The organism is Achromobacter sp. GD03932 (assembly GCF_029839485.1).
Taxonomy (GTDB): Bacteria; Pseudomonadota; Gammaproteobacteria; order Burkholderiales; family Burkholderiaceae_B; genus Achromobacter; species Achromobacter bronchisepticus_A.
This window is the reverse complement of the sequence record NZ_JAOCAT010000015.1, coordinates 138,054-165,034: the sequence shown is the minus strand read 5'-3', so window position 1 is coordinate 165,034 and position 26,981 is coordinate 138,054. Positions and strand designations below refer to the sequence as shown.

The following is a 26,981-nucleotide window of genomic DNA, read 5'->3' as shown; positions in this document are numbered from 1 at the left end:
CGGGCGGCCTACGAAGCACCACGGCACCGGCACCCACACCGGCACCCACACGGCGTCACCACCAACCAGCACTCACCAAACGACCAAAAAAAAGCGGCGCTAAAAAGCGCCGCCCTCTTATCCACCAGCAAGCAAAATCAACGCTTGCCCTTCTGCTTCAGCTGCGACAAATCCCGCACAGCCCCACGATCCGCCGAAGTCGCCAACGCCGCATACGCCTGCAGCGCCTGTGACACGACACGTTCGCGGCCGACCGGCTCCCAGCCGTCAGCACGAGCATCCATGGCCGCCCGGCGGCGCGCCAGTTCCTCATCGGACACCGCCAGATGCATCTTGCGGTTCGGGATATCGATCTCGATCACGTCACCCTCTTCCACCAGGCCGATCGTGCCGCCTTCCGCCGCTTCCGGCGAAGCATGGCCGATCACCAGACCCGACGAACCGCCCGAGAAACGGCCATCCGTAAACAGCGCGCAAGTCTTGCCCAGGCCCTTGGACTTCAGGTACGACGTCGGATACAGCATTTCCTGCATGCCCGGACCGCCCTTCGGGCCTTCATAGCGGATCACCACCACGTCGCCCGGAACGATCTGGTCGCCCAGGATGCCTTCCACCGCATCGTCCTGGCTTTCGAAGACGCGCGCGCGGCCGGTGAAGACCCATTGCGACTCGTCCACGCCCGCCGTCTTGACGATGCAGCCCTTTTCAGCCAGATTGCCGTACAGCACGGCCAGGCCGCCATCCTTGGAATAGGCGCTTTCCTTGCTGCGGATGCAGCCCGTCTTGCGGTCGGTATCCAGCGTCAGGAAGGTTGCGTCCTGGCTGAACGCCACCGTGGTCGGAATGCCGCCCGGAGCCGCACGGTAGAACTTCTGCGCCTCTTCGCCAGCGCCGCCGGCCACGTCCCATTGCTTGATTGCGTTGCCCAGCGTGCCGCTGTGCACGTTGCCGCAGGACAGGTCCAGCAGGTCCGCGCGCGCCAGTTCACCCAGGATGCCCAGGATGCCGCCAGCGCGGTGCACGTCTTCGATGTGGTACTTGTCGGTGGCGGGCGCCGCCTTGCACAGGCAGGGCACCTTGCGCGAAATGCGGTCGATGTCGGCCATGGTGAAGTCCACGCCCGCTTCCTGCGCCGCGGCCAGCAAGTGCAGCACGGTGTTGGTCGAGCCGCCCATGGCCACGTCCAACGCCATCGCGTTCTGGAACGCGCTCTTGGTGGCGATGCTGCGCGGCAGGACCGACTCGTCTTCTTCCTGGTAGTAGCGGCGGCACAGGTCCACCACCAGGCGGCCGGCCTGTTCGAACAGCCCCTTGCGCCAGGCGTGCGTGGCGACGATGGTGCCGTTGCCCGGCAGCGCCAGGCCGATGGCCTCGGTCAGACAGTTCATCGAGTTGGCGGTGAACATGCCGGAACAGGAGCCGCAGGTCGGGCAGGCGCTGCGTTCGACTTCGGCCACTTCGGCATCCGACACCTTGGGGTCGGCGGCCTTGATCATGGCGTCGATCAGGTCGATCTTGGCGATGACCTTGCCATCGGTGGGCGACTTGACCTTGCCCGCTTCCATCGGACCGCCCGACACGAACACGACCGGGATGTTCAGGCGCATCGCGGCCATCAGCATCCCCGGGGTGATCTTGTCGCAGTTCGAGATGCAGACCATGGCGTCGGCGCAATGCGCGTTGACCATATATTCGACCGAGTCGGCGATCAGTTCGCGCGAGGGCAGCGAATACAGCATGCCGCCGTGGCCCATCGCGATGCCGTCGTCCACGGCGATGGTGTTGAATTCCTTGGCGACGCCGCCTGCGGCCTCGATTTCCTTGGCGACCAGTGCGCCCAGGTCGCGCAGGTGCACGTGGCCCGGCACGAACTGCGTGAACGAGTTCACTACCGCGATGATCGGCTTGCCGAAGTCGCCGTCCTTCATGCCGGTGGCGCGCCACAAGGCGCGGGCGCCGGCCATGTTGCGGCCGTGGGTCGAGGTGCGGGAGCGGTAGTGCGGCATGGTTTGTCTCTGGCTGTAGCTGTTAGCGTAGGCGGCAAAACGTTAAATAATACGCTGGTTCGGGCCGCGCCCGCCCGCTGGCCGCCCCCGGGCCGCGGCCGCGGCCATCAGGCGGACGCCATGCCACGGGCCGCAAAGGCGCTGGGCGGCTCGCCCACGGCCTTGCGGAACATGGCCGCGAAGGCGCTGGGGCTTTCGTAGCCCAGGTCCAGCGCCACCTCCAGCACGCGCTCGCCGCGCGCCAGCCGCTCCATCGCCGCCAGGAGCCGCGCCTGCTGGCGCCAGCGGCCGAAAGTCATGCCCGTATGCCGCAGGAACAGGCGGTGCACAGTCTTCGGGTCCACCCCCAGCGCGCGCGCCCAATCGGCCGCGCCGTCCTGGCGTTCCGGGTGGCGCACGATGGCCCGGCAGATGCGCGCCAGGCGGGGCTCGGCGGGCTGCGGCAGATGCAGCGGCAGCACCAGCTCCTGGCGCAATTCATCCAGCAGCAGCATCATCAGCCGGCCGTCGCGCGTGTCGGGCGCCCAGTCCAGCGGCACCTCGGGGGCCGCGACCATCAGCTCCCGCAACAGGGGGGAAATCGACAACACGCAGCAGCTGGACGGTAGGTGCGCGGCCGCGCCGGGCTCGACGAACACGGTGCGCATGCGCGGCTCGCCGCTCATGCGCAGGCCGTGCGATACCCAGGCCGGCACCCAGACGCCGCGCGTGGGCGGCACCACCCAGATCCCGGCGTCGGTATCCACCACCATCACGCCGGAGATCGCATAGAGCAATTGGGCGCGGCGGTGGCGGTGCCGGCGGACGCGATGGCCGTCTTCGTAATCCACTGCCAGCCCGGCCACCGGACGCCGCGAGGACTCATAGGGAAACAGGTCCAGCTCTGCGGGCTTGTAGGGCTTGCGGGCAGCAGGCTTGTCCATTTTGCGATGATTGCGATTCAAGTGGCGTGGAATGGTCTGCGCCAGTGTACCCACGTCCTCGGATTCATCCACGCAACGCCAGCAGCGACTCCTGCAGATGCCGCACCCCCCGGCTGAGCGGTTTGTCCCGCCGCAGCACGATGGCCAGGCTGCGCGACAGGCGCGGCGCCAGCGAGCGCACCTCCAGCGCCTGGCGCCGGCCCGCGCCCGACACCGCCAGCCTGGGCAGGATCGCGCAGCCCAGGCCGGCGGCGACGATCTCCTTCATGGCTTCGGTGCTGCCCAGCTCCATCACGGGCTTGGCGGCCAGCCCGGCGTCCTCGAACCAGTCGTCCACCAGGCGGCGGGTGCGCGCGCCCGGTTCGAACAGCACCAGCGGCAGCTGCGCCAGCGCCTGCGGCGTGGCGGCCGCGGGAATGGCGGCAGCATCGCCGGCGGGAAAGATCGCCACGAACTCGTCATCCAGCACCGGCGTGACCTGGAACATGCGTCCCGGCGCGGGCAAGGTGACCAGGCCGATATCGAGCGTGTTGTTCTCCAGCCCGCGCAGCATGTCCGCCGTATTGCCGGTGCTGGCCACGATGTCCAATGCCGGAAAGCGCCGCCGCAGATCCGCCAGGATAGGCGGCAGCAGATAGGTGCAGGCGGTAGCGCCCGTGCCCAGCCGGACCCGGCCGGACACCTGCGACGCATGCGCGGTCATGGCAAGTTCGGCCTGCGCCAGCGCCGCGTCGATGACGCGCACGTGCGACAGCAGCTCCAGCCCTGCCGCTGTCGGCCCGGCGCGGCGGCCGATGCGTTCCACCAGCTTCATGCCGAAGCGCCGCTCCAACTGGCGGATTTGCAGGCTGACGGCGGGCTGCGTCACGCCGCCCCGCTCCGCGGCGGCGGAAAAACTGCCCAGTTCGATCACCTGCGCAAAGGTGCGCAGGTGATCCAGGTTGAGACCGCGCATCGCTCAATCCAAAGTTTTACTTATGCAAATCATAATGGACCAAAGCTTTATTAATAAATAAGCTTGCGCGACACTGGCGGCTTCTATTTTTCTTTCCTGCTCACGGCCCGCCCATGTCGTCCCCCGCTCCCACCGTCCTCATCCGCGACAGCGCGGAAGCCGACCTTCCCGCCATCAAGACCATCTACGCCCACCACGTGCTGCACGGCACGGCCTCGTTCGAGCTGGAGCCGCCGTCCATCCAGGAAATGCGCCAGCGCCGCGGCGCCGTACTGGAAATGGAAATGCCCTATCTGGTGGCCGAGATCAACGGCGAGGTCGTGGGTTACGCCTACGTCACGCCTTACCGCCCGCGCCCGGCCTACCGCCACACGGTCGAAGATTCGGTGTACGTGAAGGCGGGCCGCTCCGGACTGGGCATCGGCGGCAAGCTGCTGGCCGCGCTGATCGAGCGCTGCACCGCCGCCGGCTGGCGCCAGATGCTGGCCGTGGTGGGCGACAGCCGCAACGCCGCGTCGCTCGCGCTGCACGCCAGCCAGGGCTTCCATCCCGCCGGCACCCTGCGTTCGGTGGGGCATAAGCACGGCGAATGGCGCGACACCGTGCTGATGCAGCGCGCGCTGGGCGAAGGCGACGCCACGCCGCCGCAACGGCCGTGATTGCGCCGCGCGCCATCGTCTGCCTGGGGCTGACGCAGCTGGTCGGCTGGGGCGTGACGTACTACCTGATCGGCGCCCTGGGACCCGCCATGGCCGCCGACCTGGGCTGGAACGCCGCCACCGTCTACGGCGGCTTTTCGGCGGCCATCGTGGTGATGGCCCTGGTGTCGCCGCTGGCCGGCATGGCCGTGGACCGCTGGGGCGGACATCGCGTCATGCCGCTGGGCGCGGTACTGGGCGCGCTGGGCTGCGCGGGCCTGTCGATCGCGCACGCCATCCCTTGGTACTTCCTGTCCTGGGCCGTGCTGGGCATCGGCATGCGGCTGAGCCTGTACGACGCGGCTTTCGCCTCGCTGGCGCGCGCGGCCGGACCGTCGGCGCGGCGGCCCATGTCGCAGATCACGTTGTTCGGCGGACTGGCGTCCACGGTGATGTGGCCGGTAGGTCATGCGCTGTCGGGCTGGCTGGGCTGGCGCGGCGCGGCGTTGGCCTATGCCGGTCTGGCGCTGGCCACGGTGCCGCTTTACCTGGCGCTGCCGCGTGAACGCTATGCCGCGGCGCCCGGCAGCAAGGACAAGGCGCCCGCCGGCCTCACCCGCAACGCCGCCGAGCGCCGCCTGGCGGGCGCGCTGTACGCGCTGGTCGCCATGCTGACCAACTTCCTGGCGGCGGGCAACGCGGCCCATCTGATTTCATTGCTGTCGGGCCTGGGCTTGGCCGCGGCCGCCGCGGTCAGCGTCGCGGCCCTGTGGGGCGTCGGCCAGTTCGCGGCCCGTCTGGCCGATGTGGCGTTGGGCTCGCGCCTGCATCCGCTGACCTTGACCCTGGCGGTCGGCGCGATGCTGCCCCTGTGTTTCCTGCTGGCGCTGCTGTCCGGCGGCAACCTCTATGCCACCGCCGCCTACGCGCTGCTTTATGGCGCCTGCAACGGCCTCTTGACCATTACCCGCGGCACCCTGCCGCTGGCGCTCTTCGACTTCCGCAGCTATGGCACGCTGGTAGGTTCCTTGCTGATCCCCAGCTTCCTGCTCACCGCCGCCTCGCCGGTCGCCTATGCCTACATCGTGGACAGCTACGGTGCGCGCGGCGCGATGGCGCTGTCGCTGGGCCTGGCCGCGGCTATCGGTGCGGCGGCGTTCGCGCTGAGGTGGAAGTTCATCGCCAGGACGCGCGCGGCATTAGCCTGAAGCGCCCGCCGCGCGATGGCGGCGGCCGGCGTTTCAGCCTTCGGCGGCGGAAGCCACCACCCATTTTTCCCAACCGATCTTGCGCAGCTTGCAGGCGGGACACTCGCCGCAACCGTAGCCCCAGTCATGGCGCGCGCCGCGCTCGCCCAGGTAGCAGGTGTGGCTTTCCTCGACGATGGTTTCCACCAGCGCGTCGCCGCCCAGCTGATGCGCCAGCGCCCAGGTCTCGGACTTGTCGATCCACATCAGCGGCGTCTCGATCGTGATCCGCGAGCCCAGTCCCAGGCCCAGCGCCACCTGCTGCGCCTTGATGGTGTCGTCGCGGCAGTCGGGATAGCCGGAGAAATCGGTTTCGCACATGCCGCCCACCAGCACGTCCAGCTGGCGCCGGTAGCCCAGCGCGGCGGCCAGCGTCAGGAACAGCAGGTTGCGCCCAGGCACGAACGTGTTGGGCAGGCCGTTGGCCTGCATCTCGATGGCGCGGTCGCTGGTCATGGCGGTGTCGCCCACCTGGCCCAGCACCTTCAGGTCCAGCAGGTGGTCCTCGCCCAGGCGCGGCGCCCAGTCAGGGAAGTTGCTGCGGATCTCGCGCAGCACGTTCAGCCGCGCTGTCAGTTCGATGTGATGGCGCTGCCCGTAATCGAACGCCACGGTTTCCACATGGGCATAGCGGTCCAGCGCCCAGGCCAGGCAGGTAGTGGAATCCTGGCCGCCCGAAAACAGCACGAGCGCGCGACGTTGATGATTTTGCATAAATGGGGGCTTCTGGAAAGACGAAGGGACTGAAGGCTTGTACGCACAGGTGACGGCCTGCCTTTAGTGTAAACATGCTGCTGGCGGACTTTAAACCGACGCCGGCGGCTGGCGTAAAAAGTCTGCGTAAAATCTTCCTGGTTCTTTTTCCCGGTTTACCTGCAACGCCTCTTCTTTCCCACCCCTTCCCCCTCTCTCAGCAGCCTCGACGGATCCCCGCCAGATGAATGCCATGCGCCCGCAGTCCGATTCAGCAGAACCCTTGCGTCACGATATCCGGCTATTAGGCCGATTACTGGGCACCGTCATCGAGGAATGTGAGGGCAAACGCGTCTTCGACACCATCGAAACCCTGCGCCGCACGGCCGTGAAGTTCCGCCGCGAAGGCAACGACGCCGACGGCAAATTGCTGGAGCAACGCGTCAAGCGCCTGCAAGGCAGCGACCCCAACTCGGTGGCGCGCGCCTTCAGCTACTTCCTGCACCTTTCCAATATCGCCGAAGACCGCGACCAGAACCGCCGCCAGCGCGCCCGCGCCATCGCCAGCGGCGCGCCCGAGCGCGGCAGCCTGCGCGACGCCGTGCAGACCCTGGGCCGCCAGGGCGTGGGCGTGGCCCGCATCCGCCGCCTGTTGGCCGAAGCCTGCGTGATGCCGGTGCTGACCGCGCACCCCACCGAAGTGCAGCGCAAGAGCACGCTGGACGTGCACCGCGAGATCGCCAGCGCGCTGACGCAGCGCGAAGGCACGCTGACGCCGGAAGAGCTGGCCGACCTGGACGCCTCCCTGCTCGGCCGTGTCGCCACGCTGTGGCAGACCCGCATGCTGCGCTACACGCGCCTCACGGTGGCCGACGAAATCGAGAACGCGCTGTCGTACTACCGCAGCACCTTCCTGCAAGTCATTCCCCGCGTGTACGGCGACCTGTCCAAGCTGCTGAGCCGCGAATCCGCGAAGCCCTTCGCCGCTCCGCCCGCGCCGCTGGAGCCCTTCCTGCGCATGGGCAGCTGGATCGGCGGCGACCGCGACGGCAACCCCAATGTGGATGCCAGCACCCTGGAACGCGCGCTGCTGCGCCAGGCCACCGTGCTGTTCGAGCACTATCTGCAAGAGGTCCACGCGCTGGGCGCGGAGCTGTCCGTCACCACCTTGCTGATCGGCGTGGATGCCGAACTGCTGGCGCTGGCCGACGCCAGCGGCGACGATTCGCCGCACCGCCGCGATGAGCCCTACCGCCGCGCGCTGGTCGGCGTGTACGCCCGCCTGGCCGCCACCGCGCAACGCCTGACGGGCCAGGACCTGGCCCGCCGCAGCACCGTCGCAGCAAGCGCCTACGAAGGTCCGGAAGAACTGTCCGCCGACTTGGCCGTGATCGCCGCGTCGCTGGCCGCCCACCATGGCTCGCCCATCGCCAAGCTGCGTCTGGCCGGCCTGCAGCAGGCCGTGGAAGTGTTCGGCTTCCATCTGGCTACGGTGGACCTGCGCCAGAGTTCCGACGTGCACGAGCGCGCGCTGGCCGAGCTGTTCGCCCTCGCCGGCACGCAGCGCGACGGCAAGCCGCTGGACTACCTGGCGCTTACCGAAGAAGAACGCGTCGAACTGCTGCGCGCCGAACTGGCGCAGGCGCGTCCACTGGCTTCGCCCTGGATCGCCTATAGCGAAGACACCACGCGCGAACTGGCCGTGCTGCGCGCCGCCGCCGCCGGCCGCGCGCGCTACGGCAAGCAGGCCGTGCGCCAGACCATCGTGTCGCACACCGAAACCCTGAGCGACCTGCTGGAAGTGATGGTGCTGCAGAAGGAAGCCGGTCTCATCGCCCCCGCCGGCCAGGAGATCCAGCCCGAAGACGGCCTGATGGTGGTGCCGCTGTTCGAGACCATTCCCGACTTGCAGCGCGGCGCCGAGATCATGGCCGCCTGGCTGGACCTGCCCGAAGTCCGCCAGCGCGTGAAGCTGGCGCAGAACGGCGCGCAGGAGGTCATGCTGGGCTATTCAGACAGCAACAAGGACGGCGGCTTCCTCACGTCCAACTGGTCGCTCTACCAGGCCGAACGCGCGCTGGTCGACGTGTTCTCGGCCCGCAACGTGCGCCTGCGCCTGTTCCACGGCCGCGGCGGCTCGGTCGGACGCGGCGGCGGCTCCAGCTTCGACGCCATCCTGGCGCAGCCCCCGGGCACCGTGGCCGGCCAGATCCGCCTGACCGAACAGGGCGAAGTCATCCAGAGCAAGTACAAGGACGCCGAGGTCGGCCGCTGGCACCTGGAACTGCTGGTCGCCGCCACGCTGGAATCCAGCCTGGCGCCGCGCGCCGAAGCCACCAGCGCCGAAGACGCGCACATGGCCCAGCACGGCCCCGCCATGTCCTTCATGTCCGAAACCGCGCAGCGCACCTACCGCGGCCTGGTCTACGACACCCCGCGCTTCGCCGACTACTTCTTCGCCGCCACGCCCATCAGCGAAATCGCCGGCCTGAATATCGGCTCGCGTCCCGCCTCGCGCAAGAAGGGCCAGCGCATCGAAGACCTGCGCGCCATTCCCTGGGGCTTCTCCTGGGCGCAATGCCGCCTGATGCTGACCGGCTGGTACGGCATGGGCTCGGCCATCGAGGCCTATCTGGAAACCGGCGCCCCCGACGCGCCCCGCTCGCGCCGCGGCCGCCTGGCCCAGTTGCGCGAAATGGCGCGCGACTGGCCCGCCTTCCGCACGCTGCTGTCCAACATGGAAATGGTGCTGGCCAAGTCCGACCTGGCGATCGCCGCGCGCTACGCGCAGCTGGTGCCGCAGCGCGGCGTGCGCGAGCGCATCTTCGGCGCCATCAGCGCCGAGCACGGCCGCACGCTGGCCATGCTCAAACTGCTGACCCAGCGCGAACTGCTAGCCGACAATCCCACGCTGCAGGCTTCGCTGCGCGAGCGCTTCGCCTACATCGATCCGCTCAATTACCTGCAGATCGACCTGATCCGCCGCCACCGCGCGGCGCAGAAGCATCCCGAGGCCGAAATGGACAAGCGTGTGCAGCGCGCCATCCACCTGACCATCAACGGGATTGCGGCGGGGCTGCGCAACTCGGGCTAGCGCATTGCTGGCGAAATGGTGCGCGGTATAGAATGAGTCCGATTCTCATCTTTTACCCGCGCCATTTTTACCGCCTTCGCGCGTTGCAGGGGCCCGCATGTCGACCAACCAATCCGCAGCGCAGCAGGGCATCGAAGGCCTGTATGCCGATCATCACAGCTGGCTGAGAAGCTGGCTGCGTCGAAGGCTGGGCAATGCGTTCGACGCGGCGGATCTGGCGCACGACACCTATCTGCGCATCCTGCACACTGGCCGGCTGCCCGAACCGCACCAGTCGCGCCAGCATCTGGTGCAGGTCGCCCGCGGCCTGGTGATCGACCTCTACCGCCGCCGCCAGATCGAGGCCGCCTATCTCGAAGCCCTCGCCGGTCTGCCGCAGGCGCATGCGCCGTCGGAAGAAGCCCGCGCCATGGCGGTACAAGCCCTGGTCGAGATCGACGCCGTGCTGCAGAGCCTGCCAGCCAAGGCACGCGAGGCGCTGCTGCTGCGCAAACTGGACGGTTTGAGCTACCGCGACATCGCGTCGCGGCTGGCCGTGTCGGTGTCGTCGGTGGAGAAATACGTGGCTTCCGCGCTGCTGGCCTGCTACCAGGCCCTGCACGCGACCCCTGGCGGCTGACCGGGCATGTCCGCCACGCCCGGCATTCCGTCAAATCCCCAGGGCTTGAATAGGGCCATCGACCCCGCCATCGTGCAGCGGGCAGCCGAATGGATGGCGCGCTTGTGGTCGGAAGACGTCAACCCCACCGACCAGTCCGACTGCGCCCGCTGGCGCGCGCAACATGCCGACCATGAACTGGCCTGGCAACGGCTGCTGGAATTCGAGGACAAGCTCGGCAGCGTATCGCCGCAGGCCGCCAGCCACGCTCTGCGCAAACGCCCGGCTGGCGTCTCGCGGCGCCGCGCGATCAGCCTGCTGGGGCTGGGCGCAACCATCGTGGGCGTGGGCTACGTCCTGCGCGGCACCGACTCCTGGCAAACCGCAACGGCCGACTACCGCAGCGGCACTGGCGAAATCCGGACCATCACCCTGCCGGATGGGTCCAGCGTGACGCTGTCCACCGCGACCGCCATCGACCTCAGGTTCACCGCGGACGAACGCGTGGTGGTGCTGCACGCCGGAGAAATCCTGGTAGCAACCGCGCCAGATCTGGCAGCCATGGCCCGGCCGTTCCGGGTGCGCAGCCGCCATGGCTCCATCCAGGCCCTGGGCACCCGATTCTCGGTCAGGGACGATACCGAAACCTCCCGCGTGGCCGTGTTCGAAGGCGCCGTGGAAATCCGTCCCCTCGGCGCACCGGAACAGGCAGTCCTGCTTCAAGCCGGCCAGGGTTCGCGCTTTTCATCAGGCGGGGCCGCGGCACCTAGTCCTGCGCAGGAAAGCGCGGCGGCCTGGAGCCGCGGGGTATTGGTGGCCGATGCCATGCGCCTGGACGAATTCCTGGCAGAACTGGCCCGCTACCGGCCAGGCCTGCTGCGCTGCGATCCCGAGGTTGCGGGCCTGCTGGTGAGCGGCGTCTTTTCCGTACGCAACACGGACCGGGCGCTGGACAACCTCACGCGGGCTCTGCCGGTGGCGGTGAGCTACCGGACGCGCTACTGGGTGACAGTGCAGGCAGCGCAATGACAGCCAATCGGCTGTCGCCGTTACAAACTTTTCGAGGCGGCAATTGCGGATTCGGCGTTCTTGCTCGGGATATAGGGTGACCCCCTTTCATCTCCAGCACGAACCGCAAGGCATCACCCAATGTCCCGTCACCCGCAGCCCAGGTCCCATTCCCACGCGCCAGCCACGCCAGCGCTCCGCCCCGCGATTCCCCGCCTGATGCGCCTGGCGCTGTTTCTCAGCGTGGCGTTCTGCGTCATCCCTGGCGCGACCGCCACCGCGCAGGCGCAGAGCGTCGAGACCAGGCGCAGCTACGACATCGCCGGCGGCCCGCTGAGCCAGGTGCTCAATGCCTACGCCAGCGCGGCCGGCGTAGAACTGAGCATGGACGCCGCGCTGCTGCATGGAAAGCGCAGCAACGGCCTGTCAGGCAGCTATTCGGTGCGCGAAGGCTTCGGTGAATTGCTGCGCGGCCAAGGCCTGCAAGCCCTGCCGGAAAGCAACGGCAGCTACACGCTGCGCCCCGCGCCGGCGTCGCACCACGACGCCACCACGCTCGAAGCCGTGACCGTCACCGCGCAGGCCGCGGAGACCGCCACCGGCCCCCTGCATGGCTACGCGGCCCGGCTCAGCGCGACCGGCACCCGCACCGACACGCCCATCATCGAAACGCCGCAATCGATCTCGGTCGTGGGCGCGGAGGAAATCGACACCCTGAAATCCCAGAGCATTCAAGATGCGCTGGGCTACGTGGCGGGCGTCAGCCGCGCTGAAGGCATGGACCGCACGTCTGACAGCCTGTTCCTGCGGGGCTTCCGCAGCAACCTGGGCAACTACTACCGCGACGGCATGCTGTACACCGTGAACATCTACAACGGGCGGCAGGAGGTGTATGGGCTGGAGCGCATCGAGTTCCTCAAGGGCGCATCCTCCGTCCTCTACGGCTCCGCGTCGCCCGGCGGCATCATCAATACGGTCAGCAAACGCCCCACCGTGGAGCCGCTGCGCGAACTGAACGTTGAAGCGGGCAACTACAGCCGCAAGCAGATCTCCGGCGATTTCGGCGGCGCGCTCGATGAAGATGGCAAGTGGTCGTACCGATTGACCGCCTTGCTGCGCGAGAGCGATACGTTCATCGACCATGTGCCTGACGATCGGACCTACATCGCGCCTGCCATCACGTGGCAGCCCAGCGCCGCCACCTCGCTGACCCTGCTTGCGGAATACCAGAAGGACCACACCGTCTACGTTTATGGCCTGCCGGCGCAAGGCACGGTGCTCCCCAACGTCAACGGCCGGATCCCACGCAATCGTTTTACCGGCGAGCCTGGTTTCGACAAGTTCAACATGGAACGCTATTCGATCGGCTATCTGTTCGAACACGCGTTCAACAGCCAGCTTAAGCTGCGCAACAGTGCGCGCTATTTCCATGCGGACAGCACCTATCACTCCACCGACATCTGGCAGCTCGCGCCCGACCAGCGCTGGACCGCCGATCGCGGCGCCATGCCACGCTGGGATCGCTCCTCCGCCCTGATCTCCGATACGTCCCTGCAGTACGAGGTGGGCAGCGGCATGGTGCGCCACACGCTGTTGGCGGGCATCGATTACTCGCTGCCCAAACACGAAACCGAACGCTATATCCGCAGCAACAACAACATCGACCTCTACGATCCTGTGTATGGCATGCCGCTAGGCCCCGTCGCGCCGTTCCCCGGGTCCTCCTCCGTCACCGACATGAAGCGCCTGGGCATCTATCTTCAGGACCAGATCAAGATCGCCGACAAATGGGTCGTCCTGCTGGGCGGACGACAGGATTGGGTCACGGTCGACGAGCGCAACTTCTTCACCGACGAAAAATATGCGGACGGCGAAAAGAGCAAGGCCTTCACCGGCCGCGCCGGCCTGGTCTACCTGGCCGACAACGGGCTGGCGCCGTTCCTCAGCTATAGCGAGTCATTCGAGCCCACCAGCGGCCAGGACCGCCAGGGCAGCCGCTTCCAGCCCACCACCGGCCAGCAGTACGAAGCCGGTCTGCGCTACCAGCCCGCCGGCTCGGACACCATGCTGTCGGCGGCGGTCTACCAACTGACCCGCAAGAACATGACCGTGACCGACCCCTTGGACACGTCCTATCAGATACAGGCCGGCGAGGCGCGGACCCGCGGCCTGGAACTGGAGGCGCGCACCCGCATCGGCCGCAATGCCAACCTGATCGCCGCCTACGCCTACACCGACGCGCGCACGCTCAAGGCCAGCCCCCTGCAACCCGACGAGGAAGGCAAGCGCCTGAGCTCGGTCCCCTACAACCAGTTCTCGCTATGGGGCGACTATGGTTTCGGCGACTTCGGCCTGCCTGGCTTGAGAATCGGCGCTGGCCTGCGCTATGTGGGCAGCACCCGCGGCATGGCGCACGGCATGCCGGTGGAGGTGCCATCCTTCACCTTGTTCGACGCCATGATCAGCTACGCGACGGGGCCATGGAAGTTCGCGCTGAACGCGTCCAACCTGACCGACAAGACCTATATCGGCAGTTGCACCTACGGCTGCTTCTACGGCGAACCGCGCCGGGTGATCGGCACCGCCACCTACCGCTGGTGAAGTCAGGCCGGCCCGCGCTCGCGCCAGAGCGCGGGCCGGCGTCCCCTGCCTGCGAACCGTCCACCAGTCGGACACCAAAAATTCCCCATTTGTCCGCCCCCCGCGACTTTTAGTACTATCTCTTTCAGAAATTCTATATACGCACAAATGTTCGCATATAGAACAAAACGATTTTTCTGGCCAGGCGCACAGGAAGGCACCCCGGAAGAGACAGAAAGCACCCTGGTTCCGCCCGTGCCCGCCCGCAAGCCCGGCGTGTCAGCATCGAGCGAACCATCATGGATACTCCCCTCAAGAATCTCGCCATCGTCGGCGCAGGCGCCATGGGCAGCGGCATCGCCGCGCTGTTCGCCTCGAAGGGCTTGAACGTCGTCCTGATCGACCCGATGGAAGGCGCGCTGGACCGCGCGCTGCAGACCATAGACCGCCAGCTGAATGTGTACGCCCCGGGCAACGTCCAGGAAGCGATGCAGCGCATTCAAGTCGCGCCCGGGCTGGAAGCAGCCTGCAACAGCGACCTGGTGATCGAGGCCGTGCCAGAAAACCTGGAACTCAAGCGCGGCATCTTTGCCAAGCTCGATTCCCTGTGCCCCGCGCACACCCTCTTCGCCACCAACACTTCCGGCCTGTCCATCAACGCCATCGCCAGCGCGGTGGTGCGCCGCGACCGTTTCGTCGGCACCCATTTCTTCACGCCCGCGGACGTGATTCCGCTGGTGGAAGTGGTGCGCAACGACGGTACGTCTGAAGACACCGTCGCCCGGGTGATGGCCACGCTGCGCTACGCGGGCAAGCGTCCGGTGCTGGTGCGCCAGGACATCCCCGGCTTCATCGCCAACCGCATCCAGCACGCCCTGGCCCGCGAAGCCATCTCGCTGCTGGAGAAAGGCGTGGCCAGCGCCGAGGACATCGACGAAGTGGTCAAGTGGAGCCTGGGCATCCGCCTGGCCCTGTCAGGACCGCTGGAACAACGCGACATGAACGGCATCGACGTGCACTACGCGATCGCCAGCTATCTCTACAAAGACCTCGAAAACCGTACCGAACCCTCCGAACTCCTGAAGAGCAAGGTCGAAAGCGGTCAGATCGGCGCCAAGAGCGGCCAGGGCTTCTATACCTGGAGCCCCGAACGCCGCGAGCGCGTGCTGCGCGAGAAAAGCGCCGCGCTGGGCGAACTGGCTGAGTGGCTCAACGGCAAGGCCAGCGGCTCCTGACGGGCGAGCAAGCAAAGCATTCACACCATAAGGCGCGGGGCATCCCGCCACCAGCGCCAGCGGGCCACAAGCCCAACCACACAAAGAAAGCAATCGTCCCACCCGCCCCCGCCGACACCCGGCGCCGGGCGGCGCAAGACGCAAGAAAACCAGCCTGACCGGAGTTTGTAGGAAGCATCATGAATAAACTGGCTTCATTCTTTACGGAGCTGATGCGCAAGTATCTGCCCGACCCCTTCGTCTTCGCGATCGCGCTGACCCTGCTTACCGTGCTGCTGGCCATGGGCGTCGAGGGCAAGGGCATCGGCGACATCACGCGCGCCTGGGGCAACGGCTTCTGGAGCCTGCTGGCCTTCACGACCCAGATGGCCGTGATCCTGGCGATGGGCTACGTGCTGGCTACCGCGCCGCTCACCGACCGCATGCTCAACCGCATCGTCAGCCACGTGCACAAGCCGCACACCGCCATCATCGTGGCAACGCTGGTCGGCGGCATCGGCAGCTACCTGAACTGGGGCTTCGGCCTGGTCATCGGCGGCATCGTCGCCAAGAAGCTGGCCTTGAAGGTCAAGGGCGTGCACTACCCCCTGATCATCGCCGCGGCCTACAGCGGCTTCACCATGTACGGCCTGGGCCTGTCGGCCAGCATCCCCGTGCTGGTCGCCACCCCCAACCACCCCACCGCCAAGCAGATGGGCACCATCCCGCTGTCGGAGACCATTTTCTCGGTGCCGATGCTGATCACCAGCCTGGTCATCATCGTGACGCTGCCGCTGCTCAACGCCTGGCTGCACCCCAAGAAGGGCGAGAAGATCGTTGAAGTGGACCCGGCCATCGACCGCGACGCCAATACGTCCAACGCTGCCGAAGACATGCTGGAAAAAGGCACCATCGCCTCCAAGCTGAACAACAGCCGCATCCTGAGCCTGCTGATCGGCGCGCTGGGCATCGCCTACGTGACCTTCCACTTCATGGACGGCGGCTCGCTGGACCTGAACCTGATCAACTTCATCATCCTGTTCCTGGGCATCATCCTGCTGGGCACGCCGGCCGCCTACGTGGCCAAGCTGACCGAAGGCATCAAGACGATCTCCGGCATCATCCTGCAATACCCCTTCTACGCCGGCATCATGGCCATCATGGCAGCCTCTGGCCTGGTCACCACGATCTCGCAAGTGTTCGTCGACGTGGCCACGCCCGAGTCGCTGCCGTTCTGGGGCCTGATCAGCTCGTTCGTCATCAACTTCTTCGCGCCGTCGGCCGGTGGCCACTGGGTCATCCAGGGTCCGTTCATGATCGACGCCGCCAAGGAAATCGGCAGCGCGCTCAACCAGACCACCATGGCCGTCATGCTGGGCAATGCCTGGAACGACCTGGTGCAGCCCTTCTGGATCCTGCCCGCGTTGGCGCTGTCCAAGCTCAAGCTGCGCGACGTGATGGGCTATACCGTCATCATGATGCTGTGGGTCGGCGTGATCCACATCACCGCCGTCCTCCTGTGGGGTTATCTGACGCATTAAGCCCCCCCGTACGCGCTTGCGCGCGCCCCCCAGGGGGCGACACCTGCAGACCGGCAAGCCGGATCTGGCGGTGTCCCCGCCAGGGGAGGGACGGACGAATAAGTACCGCCGGCGTTTTTGCAAGCGTTGGAATTTGGAATAGGGAACCGATATGAGCAAACCTACTGCGTATCTCGTGACCGGCGGCAGCGCCGGGATCGGGGCGGCGATCATCCGCATGCTGCTGGATGCGGGACACAAGGTCGTCAACATCGACTACAAGCTGCCCGAGAATCCGCCCGCGGGACTGGTGTCGTATCAGGCCGACCTGACCGACGAAGCGCGCACCAAGGAGGTCGCCCGCGAGGTGACCGCGGCCTACAACATCGTGGGCCTGGTCAACAACGCCGGCGCGACCCGCCCCGGCACGGCCGACACGGCCACGCTGGCGGATCTGGACTACGTGGTCAACCTGCATCTGCGCACCGCCCTGATCCTGGTGCAAGCGGCGCTGCCCGCCATGCGCGAAGCCGGCTTCGGCCGCATCGTGAACATGTCGTCGCGGGCCGCGCTGGGCAAGCCTGACCGCGTGGTCTATTCGGCCACCAAGGCCGGCCTGGTGGGCCTGACCCGCACGCTGGCCATGGAGCTGGGCGGCGACGGCATCACCGTCAACGCCATCGGTCCCGGCCCCATCGCCACCGACCTGTTCACCAAGAGCAACCCGGCAGGCGCGCCGCAGACCGAACGCATCATCAACAGCATCGTGGTCAAGCGCCTGGGCACGCCCGAAGACGTGGCGCGCGCCGCGATGTTCTTCCTGTCGCCGGACAACGGCTTCGTCACCGGCCAGATGCTGTACGTCTGCGGCGGCACGACGCTGGGCGTCGCACCCATCTGAGGCCCGCCATGCGCCTGTCCGCCGCCCTCCTCCATCCCCTGCGCCGCCTAGCGGCGCAGCAGGGCGTGGTTGATCTGGTCGGCCGCACGGCGCAAGGGCGGCAGGAACGCCGCCAGCATTTCCTCACGCGTAAAGCGGTTGGCATGGCCGCTGACGTTCATCGCGGCGATCACGCGGCCGCTGCGGTCCATGATGGGCACGGCAACCGACTGCAGCCCCGGCTCCAGCTCCTGCGCGACGCAGGCGTAGCCGTCGGCGCGCACGCCAGCCAGCACCCGCTTCAACTCCGCGATGTCGGTGATGGTGTGCGGGGTGTAGGACTGGATCTGGCTCAGCGCCAGCACCCGGTCCAGCTCCGGCTCCGTCAGGCCCGCCAGCAGCACGCGGCCCATCGACGTCACCCAGGCCGGCAGGCGGCTGCCCACGGCCAGGTTGATGGTCATGACCTTGTGCGTGGACAGGCGCAGGATGTAGACGATGTCCGCGCCTTCCAGTACCGACACGGAACACGACTCCCGCGTCTGCTCGGCCACTTCTTCCATGTACGGCAACGCCAGGTTCCACAGCGGCGTGCCGGACAGGTAGGCGTAGCCCAGCTCCAGGATGCGCGGGGTCAGCGAAAACTTGCGGTCGTCGACGGTGACATAGCCCAGGTGCTCCAGCGTCAGCAGGATGCGGCGCGCGCCGGCGCGGGTCAGCCCGGTCACCGCCGCAACCTCGGACAAGGTCATCTGCGAACGGTCGGGGCCGAAGGCCCGGATCACGGACAAGCCGCGCGCGAAGGACTGCACGTAGCTGTCGCTGGGTTGCTGGGTATCTTGCTCGGCCATCCGTCTACCGCAAAAAGAGTAAATGGGGATGACGCCGCGCCGGCTCGCCTTGACGCTCGGCACGTCCCCATGAAACGATGTTCTTCAGAAGAACGAAAGTTCTAATTAAGAACAAATTATGACACGCCACCTATGAGCAAACATCATGATTTCTAAGCTTGTTGCAAGCGCGGCGGCCGCCCTGGCGGACGTACCCGACGGCGCCACCGTCATGATCGGCGGCTTCGGCACCGCCGGCCAGCCCATGGAACTGATCGACGCCCTGCTGGAGCAGGGCGCGAAGGACCTGGTCATCATCAACAACAACGCCGGCAACGGCACCACCGGCCTGGCCGCCCTGCTGGGCGCGAACCGCGTGCGCAAGATCATCTGCTCGTTCCCGCGCCAGGTGGATTCGCAGATCTTCGACGGCCTGTACCGCAGCGGCAAGATCGAGCTGGAACTGGTGCCGCAGGGCAACCTGGCCGAGCGCATCCGCGCCGCCGGCGCCGGCATCGGCGCATTCTTCACGCCCACCGGCTACGGCACCCCGCTGGCCGACGGCAAGGAAATCCGCGAGATCAACGGCCGCCAGTATGTGCTGGAGTATCCGCTGCACGCCGACTACGCGCTCATCAAGGCCGAACGCGGCGACCGCTGGGGCAACCTGGTCTACCGCAAGACCGCCCGCAACTTCGGCCCCATCATGGCCAGCGCGGCGCGCGTGGCCGTGGCGCAGGTGCGCGAAGTGGTTGAACTGGGCGAGCTGGACCCCGAAACCGTCGTGACCCCCGGCATCTTCGTGAAACGCGTCGTGCAGATCGCAGCCACCCCGGCCGCCAAGGAGCAGCAATGAGCACCAAACTGACCCGCGACCAGATCGCCGCCCGCGTGGCGCAGGACATTCCTGAAGGCGCCTACGTGAACCTGGGCATCGGCCTGCCCACGCTCGTCGCCAACCATCTGCCGGCGGACCGCGAAGTCATCCTGCACACCGAAAACGGCATGCTGGGCATGGGCCCCGCCCCCGCCAAGGGCGAGGAAGACTACGACCTGATCAACGCCGGCAAGCAGCCCGTGACCGAACTTCCGGGCTGCTCGTTCTTCCATCACGCCGACTCGTTCGCGATGATGCGCGGCGGCCACCTGGACATCTGCGTGCTGGGCGCCTTCCAGGTGTCGCAGCACGGCGACCTGGCCAACTGGCATACGGGTGCGCCCGACGCGATTCCCGCCGTGGGCGGCGCGATGGACCTGGCGATCGGCGCCAAGGACGTCTTCGTGATGATGGAACTGCAAACCCGCGAAGGCCAAAGCAAGCTGGTCGAGGCCTGCACCTATCCGCTGACCGGCGTGCGCTGCGTGTCGCGCGTGTACACCGACGTGGCGGTATTCGACATCCGCGCCGACGGCGTGACCGTCATCGACATGTTCGGCGACACCACCGCCGACGAGCTGCTGCGCCTGACCGGCCTGCCGCTGAAGTTTTCCCGCTGAGTTTTCATGATCCCGCGCTCCGGCTCCGCCGGAGCGGCATTCCTGGAGAGAGTCATCATGTTGTTCATGGTTCAAATGCAAGTCAATCTTCCCGTCGACATGCCCGCCGAGCGCGCCGACAAACTGAAGGCCGACGAAAAGGCCCTGGCGCAGCAGCTGCAACGCGACGGCAAATGGAAGAACCTGTGGCGCGTGGCCGGCCGCTACGCCAACGTCAGCATCTTCGACGTCGAAAGCAACGACGAACTGCACACGCTACTGTCCTCGCTGCCGCTGTTCCCGTACATGGACATCAACGTCACGGCGCTGGCGCGCCACCCCTCGGCAATCTGACCAGGAGCGGCTGATGCCCTACATCATCGAAACCTTCGACAAGCCCGGCCACCAGGAAGTGCGCCAGCAGCATCGCGCCGCGCACCTGGAATACCTGGACGCCAACAAGCAGCTGCTGCTGGCCTGCGGCGCCAAGCTGCAGGACGACGGCAAGGACGCCGGCGGCGGCCTATATATCGTGGCCCTGGAAACGCGCGAAGCCGCGCAGCAGTTCATCGACGCCGACCCGTTCTCCCAGGCCGACCTGTTCGAGCGCGTGACCATCACGCGCTGGCGCAAGGCCTACGTCGACGGCGTCTGCCATCTGTAATCGCAAGGAATAAACCCACATGTCTTACGCCGATCTCAGCCAGGCACGGCTGTACTACGTCATCGATGGCCCCGCCGACGCGCCGGTGCTCGTGCTCTCCAACTCGCTGGGCACCTGCTCCGACATGTGGGCCCGCCAGATTCCCGAACTCAGCAAGCACTTCCGCGTGCTGCGCTACGACACCCGCGGCCACGGCAAGTCGTCGATCCCCGAAGGCGAATACAGCTTCGAACAACTGGGCAACGACGTCGCCGAGCTGCTGGCGCACCTGAACATCAAGCGCGCGCACTTCTGCGGCCTGTCGATGGGCGGCCCCACCGGCCTGTGGCTGGCGCTCGCGCGTCCCGAACTGCTGGACAAGCTGATCCTGTGCAACACCGCCGCGCGCATCGGCTCGGCCGAAGGCTGGAGCGCCCGCATCGCCGCGGTCGCCGAGCAGACCCTGGAAAAGATGGCGCCCACGCTGGTCGAACGCTGGCTCACCGACAGCTACCGCGCGGCCGAGCCGGGCCTGACCCAGGTGCTGATCGACATGCTGCGCCGCACGCCGGACGCCGGCTACTCGGGCAACTGCGCCGCGCTGCGCGACGCCGACTTCCGCGAACAGGTGGCCTCGATCAAGGCGCCCACGCTGGTCATCAGCAGCACGCACGACCTGGCCGCCACCCCGGCCCAGGGCCGCGAACTGGCCGCAGCCATTCGCGGCGCGCGTTACTTCGAAATGAACACCTCCCATATCTCGAACTGGGAACAACCGGAAGTCTTCACCCGCACGGTCGTCGACTTCCTGAAGGGGTAAGCGGCATGCAGCGCTGGAAAAACCGGCCCGAAGGCTCCAACTGGGGCGACTTCGGACCCGACGACCAACTCGGCCGCCTGAACCTCATCACCGAAGAACAGGTCTTGAAGGGCGCACGCGAGATCCGCGCCGGCAAGACCTTCTGCCTGTCGCTGCCGCTGGACCTGCCCGGCGGCAACGTGCTCAACCCGCGGCGCCATCCGCCGCAGTTGAGCCCCACGCGCCTGGCGGACACGCCGTACTTGAACTTCCCGCTGCGCAACGTCAACCCGGACGCGGTGGACGTGCTGAGCGATGACCAGGTGCTGCTGTCGATGCAGTATTCGACGCAATGGGACGCGCTGGCCCACGTGGGCGCCCTGTTCGACGCCGACGGCGACGGCAAGCCCGAACTGCGCTACTACAACGGCTACCAAGCCGGCGTGGACGTCATCGGTCCGGCCGATGGCGACCATACCGGCTGCGGCTGCAACAGCGGCGGCCCGTCGGCGGCGCTGAAGCTGGGCGTGGAAAACCTGGCGCAGAAAGGCATGCAGGGCCGCGGCGTGCTGGTGGACCTGTTGCGCCACTACGGCCCCGGCCGCACGCTGATCGGCCACGCCGAACTGATGCATGTGCTGGCGACGGACGGCATCAGCGTCGAAGCCGGCGACATGCTGGTGCTGCGCACCGGCTACGCCGAAGCGGTGGTCGCCATGAACGGCAAGCCCGACGCCGAAACGCTGCACACCTACGGCGCCGCGCTGGACGGCACCGACCAGGCGCTGCTGCAATGGATCACGGACAGCGGCATCGCCGCCATCTGCGCCGACAACTACGCCGTGGAAGCCTACCCCGCGCGCGAGCAGACCGGCCCGCGCGCCATGCTGCCGCTGCATCACCATTGCCTGTTCAAGCTGGGATTGCCGCTGGCGGAACTCTGGTACCTGAAGGACCTGGCGGACTGGCTGCACGCCAACGGCCGCCACCACTTCATGCTGACCGCTCCGCCCCTGCGCCTGCCGCATGCCATTGGATCGCCGGTCACGCCGATCGCAACGGTGTAGTCGTCCGCGACCAAGCGCCATCGCGCAAATGAAAAGAGCTCCAGACTGGAGCTCTTTTTCATGCAGCAACCGCTACTTCATGCCTTCCCAATGCGGTCCGGGCACGATGATATCGAACAGTTCCAACACCCGCGCCACGGTGTGGTCCACCATCTCTTCGATGGAGGCGGGCCGGTGATAGAACGCGGGCAGCGGCGGAAACACGATGCCGCCCATTTCGGTGACGGCCGTCATGTTGCGCAGATGCGCCAGATTGAACGGCGTCTCGCGCACCATCATCACCAGGCGCCGGCGTTCCTTGAGGGTGACGTCGGCGGCGCGAGTAATCAGGTTATCCGACAGGCCATGGGCCACCGCCGCCAGCGTGCGCATGGAGCACGGCACGATCACCATGCCGGCCGTCTGGAACGCGCCGCTGGCCAGCGTGGCGCCCACGTCGCGCACGCTGTGCACGTGGTCGGCCAGGGCATAGACATCGTGGCGGCTGACGTCCAGCTCGTGCTTGATGTTCAGCACGCCCGAGGCCGACACCACCAGATGCGTTTCGACATCGTCCACGCCGCGCAATGCCTGCAGCATGCGCACGGCGTACAGGGAGCCCGTGGCGCCCGTGATGCCGATGACCAATCGCCGCATGGGCTGATCAGGCCGTTGCGCCGGACTGGTCCAGCAGCGTCTTCAGTTCGCCGGACTCGTTCATCTCGTTCATGATGTCCGAGCCGCCGATGAATTCACCGGCCACGTACAGCTGCGGAATCGTGGGCCAGTTGGAGAATTCCTTGATGCCCTGGCGGACTTCGTCGTCCTCCAGCACATTGACGGTGACCAGCTTCTTCACGCCACAGCCCTTCAGGATCTGAATGGCCTTGCCGGAAAAGCCGCATTGCGGGAACTGGGCGGTGCCCTTCATGAACAGCACGACGGGGTGCTGGGTCACGGTTTCGCGGATGAATTCTTGAACGTCGCTCATGGTGGTCTCTTGGACAGGCATAACGGAATACGCCAATTATAGGTACAGCAGGAAAATCCGCCCGGATACCCCGGGCGTCCCGCCGGGAATGCGGTCAGGCGGACTGGCGCCCCCCGGAAATACGCTCGATGCCGGCCAGGTCCTGGCGGCTGTGCACGTCCTGGAATCCAGCCGCGGCCAGCAGGTCCCGCACGGCCTGCGCCTGGTCCCAACCGTGCTCCAGCCACAGGGAGCCGCCCCGTTTCAGGTGGCGGCCGGCGCCCTGGACGATGCGGGCCAGGTCTTCCAGCCCGCCCGCGCCGTCGGTCAGCGCGCCGCGCGGCTCGAAACGCACGTCGCCCTGGTCCAGGTGCGGGTCGTCGCAGGCCACGTAGGGCGGATTGGACACGATCAGGTCGAAGCCCTCCCCGGCCGGCACGGCCTCGTACCAACTGCCTTCGACCAGGCGCACGGAGGCGGCCAGGTCCCAGGCGTTGCCGGCGGCGACCGCCAGCGCGGCCGCGCTGACGTCGGACGCCATCACCCGGGCGTCGCGGCGCGCCAGCGCAATCGAAATGGCGATCGCGCCGCTGCCGGTGCCCAGATCCAGCACCGCGGGCGCGGCCAGGCCGGCCAGGCATTCCAGCGCGGTCTCCACCAGCACCTCGGTGTCCGGGCGCGGAATCAGCACGTCCGGGGTCACGCGGAAGCGGTGGCCCATGAATTCGCGGTGGCCCAGCAGATAGGCCATGGGTTCCCCGGCCAGGCGCCGCTGGGCCAGGGCCTCGTAGGCCGCGGCCGTTTCGGGCAGCAAGGGATCGGTATCGTGCGCCAGCAGCCAGGCGCGCGGCTTGGCCAGCACGTGCTCCAGCAGCATGCGCACCTCCAGGCGGGGCAGGCGGGCGTCGAGCAGCAGGCTTTTCAGCTGGGGCGGCGTCATGACCGGTCTCAGATGTCGTCGCCCAGGGCCGCCAGCTGCTCGGCCTGGTGTTCGGAGATCAAGGCGCCGGTCAGCTCTTCCAGGTCGCCTTCCATGATCTGCTGCAGCTTGTACAGCGTCAGGTTGATGCGGTGGTCGGTCACGCGGCCTTGCGGGAAGTTGTAGGTGCGGATGCGCTCGGAGCGGTCGCCCGAACCGATCAGGCTCTTGCGTTCGGCGGCCTCCTTGCTCTGCCGTTCGCGGGTTTCCTTGTCCTTCAGGCGAGCGGCCAGCACCTGCATGGCCTTGTCCTTGTTGCGGTGCTGCGAGCGGTCGTCCTGGCATTCCACCACCAGCCCGGTCGGCAGGTGGGTGATGCGCACGGCCGAATCGGTCTTGTTGATGTGCTGGCCGCCCGCGCCGCTGGCGCGGAAAGTGTCGATGCGCAAATCGCTGGGATTGATGACGATTTCGGACATCTCGTCCGCTTCGGCCATGATGGCCACCGTGCAGGCCGAGGTATGGATGCGGCCCTGCGCCTCGGTGGCTGGCACGCGCTGCACGCGGTGCGCGCCGGACTCGAACTTGAGGCGGCCATAGGCGCCGTCGCCGTCGATGCGCGCGATCACTTCCTTGTAGCCGCCGAGCTCAGAGGCGCTTTCAGACATCAGCTCCACGCGCCAGCCGCGCTGCTCCGCGTAGCGCGTGTACATGCGCAGCAGGTCGCCCGAGAACAGCGCGCTTTCGTCGCCGCCCGTGCCGGCGCGGATTTCCAGGAACACGCTGCGTCCATCGTTGGGATCGCGCGGCAGCAGCAGCAACTGCAATGCGCCTTCCAGCTCTTCGAGCTTGACGCGGCCGGACTTGATCTCGTCCTCGGCCATGGATTTCAGGTCCGGGTCGGACAGCATTTCTTGCGCCGCGGCCAGATCATCCTCGGTGCGGGCAAAGGCGGTGAACGCCTCGACCACGGGCTCCAGTTCCGCGCGTTCACGCGAGAGCTTGCGGAAACGGTCCATGTCGGACGCGGTTTCCGGTTCGGCGAGCAATGCGTCGACCTCGATGAGGCGGTGGCACAGGTGCTCCAGCCGGCTGCGCATGGAAGATTTCATGGGGAATGACCAAAAAGAAAAGCGGGAAAGCGGATAGCGGGCGCCCAAAAGACGAACGCCCGCCAGGAGGCGGGACGTGGGGCAGAGTCGCTAACGGCGGGAGTCGCGGCCGGGGAACAGGCGCGGCATCCAGGCAAGCAGCTGCTTGCGGTCCTCGCCTTCGCTGCGGTTCAGGGCCGCCAGCGGGCCGTGCAGGTACTTCTGCGTCAGGCCGTGAGCCAGTTGTTCCAACACGGCTTCCGGCGATTCGCCCCGCGCCAGCAGGCGGCGGGCGCGTTCCAGCTCGGCGCTGCGCACGTCTTCGGCGGCCTGGTGCAGGTCGCGGATGACGGGCACCACTTCGCGGGACTGCATCCAGTGCATGAAGCCCTGGACGCGGGTTTCGATGATGGCTTCGGCCTGCACCACGGCCGCGCGGCGCGCGTCGGTGCCGGTCTGCACCAGGCGGCCCAGGTCGTCCACCGAATACAGGTAGACGTCGTCCAGGCGGCCGACCTCGGGTTCGATGTCGCGCGGCACGGCCAGGTCGATCATGACCATGGGGCGGTGGCGGCGCAGGCGCGTGGCCCGCTCCACCATCCCCAAACCGAGGATGGGCAGGGAGCTTGCCGTACAGGAGACGATGACGTCGAACTCGGACAGGCGGTCCGTCAGGTCCGACAGCTTCATCGTGCTGGCCGCAAAGCGGTTGGCCAGGACCTCGGCGCGTTCGGCCGTGCGGTTGGCCACCACCATGCTGCGCGGACGCTGCGCGGCGAAGTGCGTGGCGCACAATTCGATCATTTCGCCCGCGCCGATGAACAGCGTGCGGGCCTGGTCCAGGTTGCCGAACACGCGCTCGGCCAGACGCACCGCGGCGGCGGCCATGGATACCGACTGCGCGCCGATGGCGGTTTGCGACCGCACTTCCTTGGCCACCGAGAAGGTGCGCTGGAACATCTGGTGCAGCAAGGTGCCCAGCGACCCGGCTTCGCCGGCCGCGCGCACGGCGTCCTTCATCTGGCCCACGATCTGGGTTTCGCCCAGCACCATGGAGTCCAGGCCGCTGACCACGCGGAAGGCGTGGCGCACGGCGTCGTCCTGATGATGGCGGTAGAGATGCGGGCGCAGCGTGCCGGCGTCCAGGCGGTTGTAGTCAGCCAGCCAGGCCGGCAGTTGATCGGCCACGTGGCCGTCGGCGGCGCAATAGATTTCGGTGCGGTTACAGGTGGACAGGATGGCGGCTTCGCGGACCGAGCCGCCGAACGCCGAACGCAGGCCTTCCAGCGCGGGCTTCACCAGATCGACGGGCATGGAAACGCGTTCGCGGACCGAAACCGGCGCGGACGTGTGATTCAGACCGAAGGCAAGGACAGCTACCGACATGTGGGAAGGATGGCCGGGCCATCCGCGCGTAAGCGTTAAGTACTGCCACTAAGAACGAGGCGCCGCACCGGGGATATACAAACCTGGATGCAGCGTCAGACCGCTAATCATTATACCCCTGCGGGTAATCCCCAGGCCATTTCACCCCCGGGCCGCGACTCTGGGTCGCACCTTTCGTGCCGTCCGCCCAACAATTCGGCCCTTGATTCAGGCGACGCCCCGGCAGGGCGGCGAAATATCCAGGGATTTTCTCCCCGACTGGCGCAAGCCTCAAAAATTGTGTATAGTTGCGGACTTCGTTGGCCTGGTAGCTCAGTCGGTAGAGCAGAGGATTGAAAATCCTTGTGTCGGTGGTTCGATTCCGCCCCAGGCCACCAGAATTATTGGAAAGGGCCCCGAATCTTCGGGTTCCTTCCCAAAAAAAGCCCAGCCCTTACCGGCTGGGCTTTTTGCTTTCCGGACGCC

At 67.0% G+C, this 26,981-nt stretch carries 25 protein-coding genes and 1 tRNA gene; 16 read left to right on the top strand and 10 right to left on the bottom strand.

The window, feature by feature from the left end:
- Positions 1-137 precede the first annotated feature (137 nt).
- The 3 genes from ilvD to N5C88_RS16065 all read right to left on the bottom strand — a co-directional run bounded on the left by ilvD (position 138) and on the right by N5C88_RS16065 (position 3,884).
- Complete coding sequence (gene ilvD, locus N5C88_RS16075) at positions 138-2,006, bottom strand: dihydroxy-acid dehydratase (protein WP_059377972.1); 1,869 nt, start codon at positions 2,004-2,006, stop codon at positions 138-140.
- A gap of 107 nt (positions 2,007-2,113) precedes the next feature.
- On the bottom strand, positions 2,114-2,929 hold the full coding sequence (locus N5C88_RS16070) for a helix-turn-helix transcriptional regulator (protein ID WP_280015759.1): 816 nt from the start codon (positions 2,927-2,929) through the stop codon (positions 2,114-2,116).
- Between the two features lie 64 nt (positions 2,930-2,993).
- Positions 2,994-3,884 (bottom strand): LysR family transcriptional regulator, encoded by an 891-nt coding sequence (locus N5C88_RS16065; protein ID WP_280015758.1) that lies wholly within the window; start codon positions 3,882-3,884, stop codon positions 2,994-2,996.
- A 113-nt stretch (positions 3,885-3,997) separates the two neighbouring features.
- On the opposite strand from N5C88_RS16065, the gene N5C88_RS16060 reads away from it, so the two are divergent.
- Complete coding sequence (locus N5C88_RS16060; RefSeq protein WP_280015757.1) at positions 3,998-4,543, top strand: GNAT family N-acetyltransferase; 546 nt, start codon at positions 3,998-4,000, stop codon at positions 4,541-4,543.
- Entirely contained in the window at positions 4,540-5,730 is a 1,191-nt protein-coding gene (locus N5C88_RS16055; RefSeq protein WP_280015756.1) for an MFS transporter, read from the top strand. Before N5C88_RS16060 ends, N5C88_RS16055 begins: the two co-directional genes overlap by 4 nt.
- A 33-nt stretch (positions 5,731-5,763) precedes the next feature.
- Here the strand turns inward: N5C88_RS16055 and queC are convergent, their stop codons facing one another.
- Positions 5,764-6,483, bottom strand: coding sequence for a 7-cyano-7-deazaguanine synthase QueC (gene queC / locus N5C88_RS16050; protein WP_118931684.1), 720 nt, complete (start codon positions 6,481-6,483; stop codon positions 5,764-5,766).
- A 223-nt stretch (positions 6,484-6,706) separates the two neighbouring features.
- On the opposite strand from queC, the gene ppc reads away from it, so the two are divergent.
- From ppc to N5C88_RS16015, 7 genes are all read left to right on the top strand, one after another.
- On the top strand, positions 6,707-9,556 hold the full coding sequence (gene ppc, locus N5C88_RS16045; protein WP_280015755.1) for a phosphoenolpyruvate carboxylase: 2,850 nt from the start codon (positions 6,707-6,709) through the stop codon (positions 9,554-9,556).
- 97 nt (positions 9,557-9,653) lie between these two features.
- A complete protein-coding gene (locus tag N5C88_RS16040) occupies positions 9,654-10,175 on the top strand; it encodes a sigma-70 family RNA polymerase sigma factor (protein ID WP_280015753.1) in 522 nt (173 codons plus the stop codon).
- A gap of 6 nt (positions 10,176-10,181) precedes the next feature.
- Positions 10,182-11,183, top strand: a complete 1,002-nt coding sequence (locus tag N5C88_RS16035; RefSeq protein WP_054459435.1) for a FecR domain-containing protein — start codon at positions 10,182-10,184, stop codon at positions 11,181-11,183.
- A gap of 120 nt (positions 11,184-11,303) precedes the next feature.
- Positions 11,304-13,763: a TonB-dependent siderophore receptor gene (locus N5C88_RS16030; protein WP_280015752.1), complete on the top strand. Its 2,460-nt coding sequence runs from the start codon at positions 11,304-11,306 to the stop codon at positions 13,761-13,763.
- A gap of 278 nt (positions 13,764-14,041) precedes the next feature.
- Positions 14,042-14,977, top strand: a complete 936-nt coding sequence (locus N5C88_RS16025) for a 3-hydroxyacyl-CoA dehydrogenase family protein (protein WP_059378003.1) — start codon at positions 14,042-14,044, stop codon at positions 14,975-14,977.
- Between the two features lie 179 nt (positions 14,978-15,156).
- On the top strand, positions 15,157-16,497 hold the full coding sequence (locus tag N5C88_RS16020; protein ID WP_118931682.1) for a TIGR00366 family protein: 1,341 nt from the start codon (positions 15,157-15,159) through the stop codon (positions 16,495-16,497).
- A 151-nt stretch (positions 16,498-16,648) separates the two neighbouring features.
- The gene (locus tag N5C88_RS16015) at positions 16,649-17,377 is read left to right on the top strand and encodes an SDR family oxidoreductase (RefSeq protein WP_054459427.1); all 729 of its coding nucleotides are present in this window, start codon (positions 16,649-16,651) and stop codon (positions 17,375-17,377) included.
- 47 nt (positions 17,378-17,424) lie between these two features.
- On the opposite strand, the gene N5C88_RS16010 is transcribed toward N5C88_RS16015, so the two are convergent.
- Positions 17,425-18,207 (bottom strand): IclR family transcriptional regulator, encoded by a 783-nt coding sequence (locus tag N5C88_RS16010; protein ID WP_059378008.1) that lies wholly within the window; start codon positions 18,205-18,207, stop codon positions 17,425-17,427.
- A gap of 145 nt (positions 18,208-18,352) precedes the next feature.
- Here N5C88_RS16010 and N5C88_RS16005 point away from each other — a divergent pair, with 145 nt between their 5' ends.
- Genes N5C88_RS16005 through N5C88_RS15980 form a run of 6 tightly spaced genes read left to right on the top strand, consistent with a single transcriptional unit; the run spans position 18,353 to position 22,171 of the window.
- A complete protein-coding gene (locus N5C88_RS16005) occupies positions 18,353-19,042 on the top strand; it encodes a 3-oxoacid CoA-transferase subunit A (RefSeq protein ID WP_013396544.1) in 690 nt (229 codons plus the stop codon).
- Entirely contained in the window at positions 19,039-19,683 is a 645-nt protein-coding gene (locus N5C88_RS16000) for a 3-oxoacid CoA-transferase subunit B (protein WP_013396545.1), read from the top strand. Before N5C88_RS16005 ends, N5C88_RS16000 begins: the two co-directional genes overlap by 4 nt.
- A gap of 57 nt (positions 19,684-19,740) precedes the next feature.
- Positions 19,741-20,016 (top strand): muconolactone Delta-isomerase, encoded by a 276-nt coding sequence (gene catC, locus N5C88_RS15995; protein WP_042796227.1) that lies wholly within the window; start codon positions 19,741-19,743, stop codon positions 20,014-20,016.
- Between the two features lie 13 nt (positions 20,017-20,029).
- On the top strand, positions 20,030-20,326 hold the full coding sequence (locus tag N5C88_RS15990; protein ID WP_059378009.1) for a YciI family protein: 297 nt from the start codon (positions 20,030-20,032) through the stop codon (positions 20,324-20,326).
- 19 nt (positions 20,327-20,345) lie between these two features.
- Positions 20,346-21,125, top strand: coding sequence for a 3-oxoadipate enol-lactonase (gene pcaD, locus N5C88_RS15985; RefSeq protein WP_280015751.1), 780 nt, complete (start codon positions 20,346-20,348; stop codon positions 21,123-21,125).
- A 5-nt stretch (positions 21,126-21,130) separates the two neighbouring features.
- Positions 21,131-22,171: a cyclase family protein gene (locus tag N5C88_RS15980; protein WP_251878060.1), complete on the top strand. Its 1,041-nt coding sequence runs from the start codon at positions 21,131-21,133 to the stop codon at positions 22,169-22,171.
- Positions 22,172-22,243: 72 nt separating this feature from the next.
- Here N5C88_RS15980 and N5C88_RS15975 read toward each other — a convergent pair whose 3' ends face one another.
- The 5 genes from N5C88_RS15975 to hemA form a co-directional block, all read right to left on the bottom strand.
- On the bottom strand, positions 22,244-22,807 hold the full coding sequence (locus N5C88_RS15975) for a UbiX family flavin prenyltransferase (RefSeq protein ID WP_054457626.1): 564 nt from the start codon (positions 22,805-22,807) through the stop codon (positions 22,244-22,246).
- A 7-nt stretch (positions 22,808-22,814) separates the two neighbouring features.
- Positions 22,815-23,141, bottom strand: a complete 327-nt coding sequence (gene grxD / locus N5C88_RS15970) for a Grx4 family monothiol glutaredoxin (RefSeq protein WP_042797530.1) — start codon at positions 23,139-23,141, stop codon at positions 22,815-22,817.
- A gap of 94 nt (positions 23,142-23,235) precedes the next feature.
- Positions 23,236-24,060: a peptide chain release factor N(5)-glutamine methyltransferase gene (gene prmC, locus N5C88_RS15965; protein WP_118931679.1), complete on the bottom strand. Its 825-nt coding sequence runs from the start codon at positions 24,058-24,060 to the stop codon at positions 23,236-23,238.
- Between the two features lie 8 nt (positions 24,061-24,068).
- Entirely contained in the window at positions 24,069-25,151 is a 1,083-nt protein-coding gene (prfA, locus tag N5C88_RS15960; protein WP_054457628.1) for a peptide chain release factor 1, read from the bottom strand.
- A gap of 90 nt (positions 25,152-25,241) precedes the next feature.
- Positions 25,242-26,516 carry a glutamyl-tRNA reductase gene (gene hemA / locus N5C88_RS15955; protein WP_280015750.1) on the bottom strand — a complete coding sequence of 425 codons (1,275 nt, stop codon included), beginning with the start codon at positions 26,514-26,516 and terminating at the stop codon, positions 25,242-25,244.
- A gap of 301 nt (positions 26,517-26,817) precedes the next feature.
- On the opposite strand from hemA, the gene N5C88_RS15950 reads away from it, so the two are divergent.
- A tRNA-Phe gene (locus N5C88_RS15950) sits at positions 26,818-26,893 on the top strand.
- Positions 26,894-26,981: the final 88 nt, after the last annotated feature.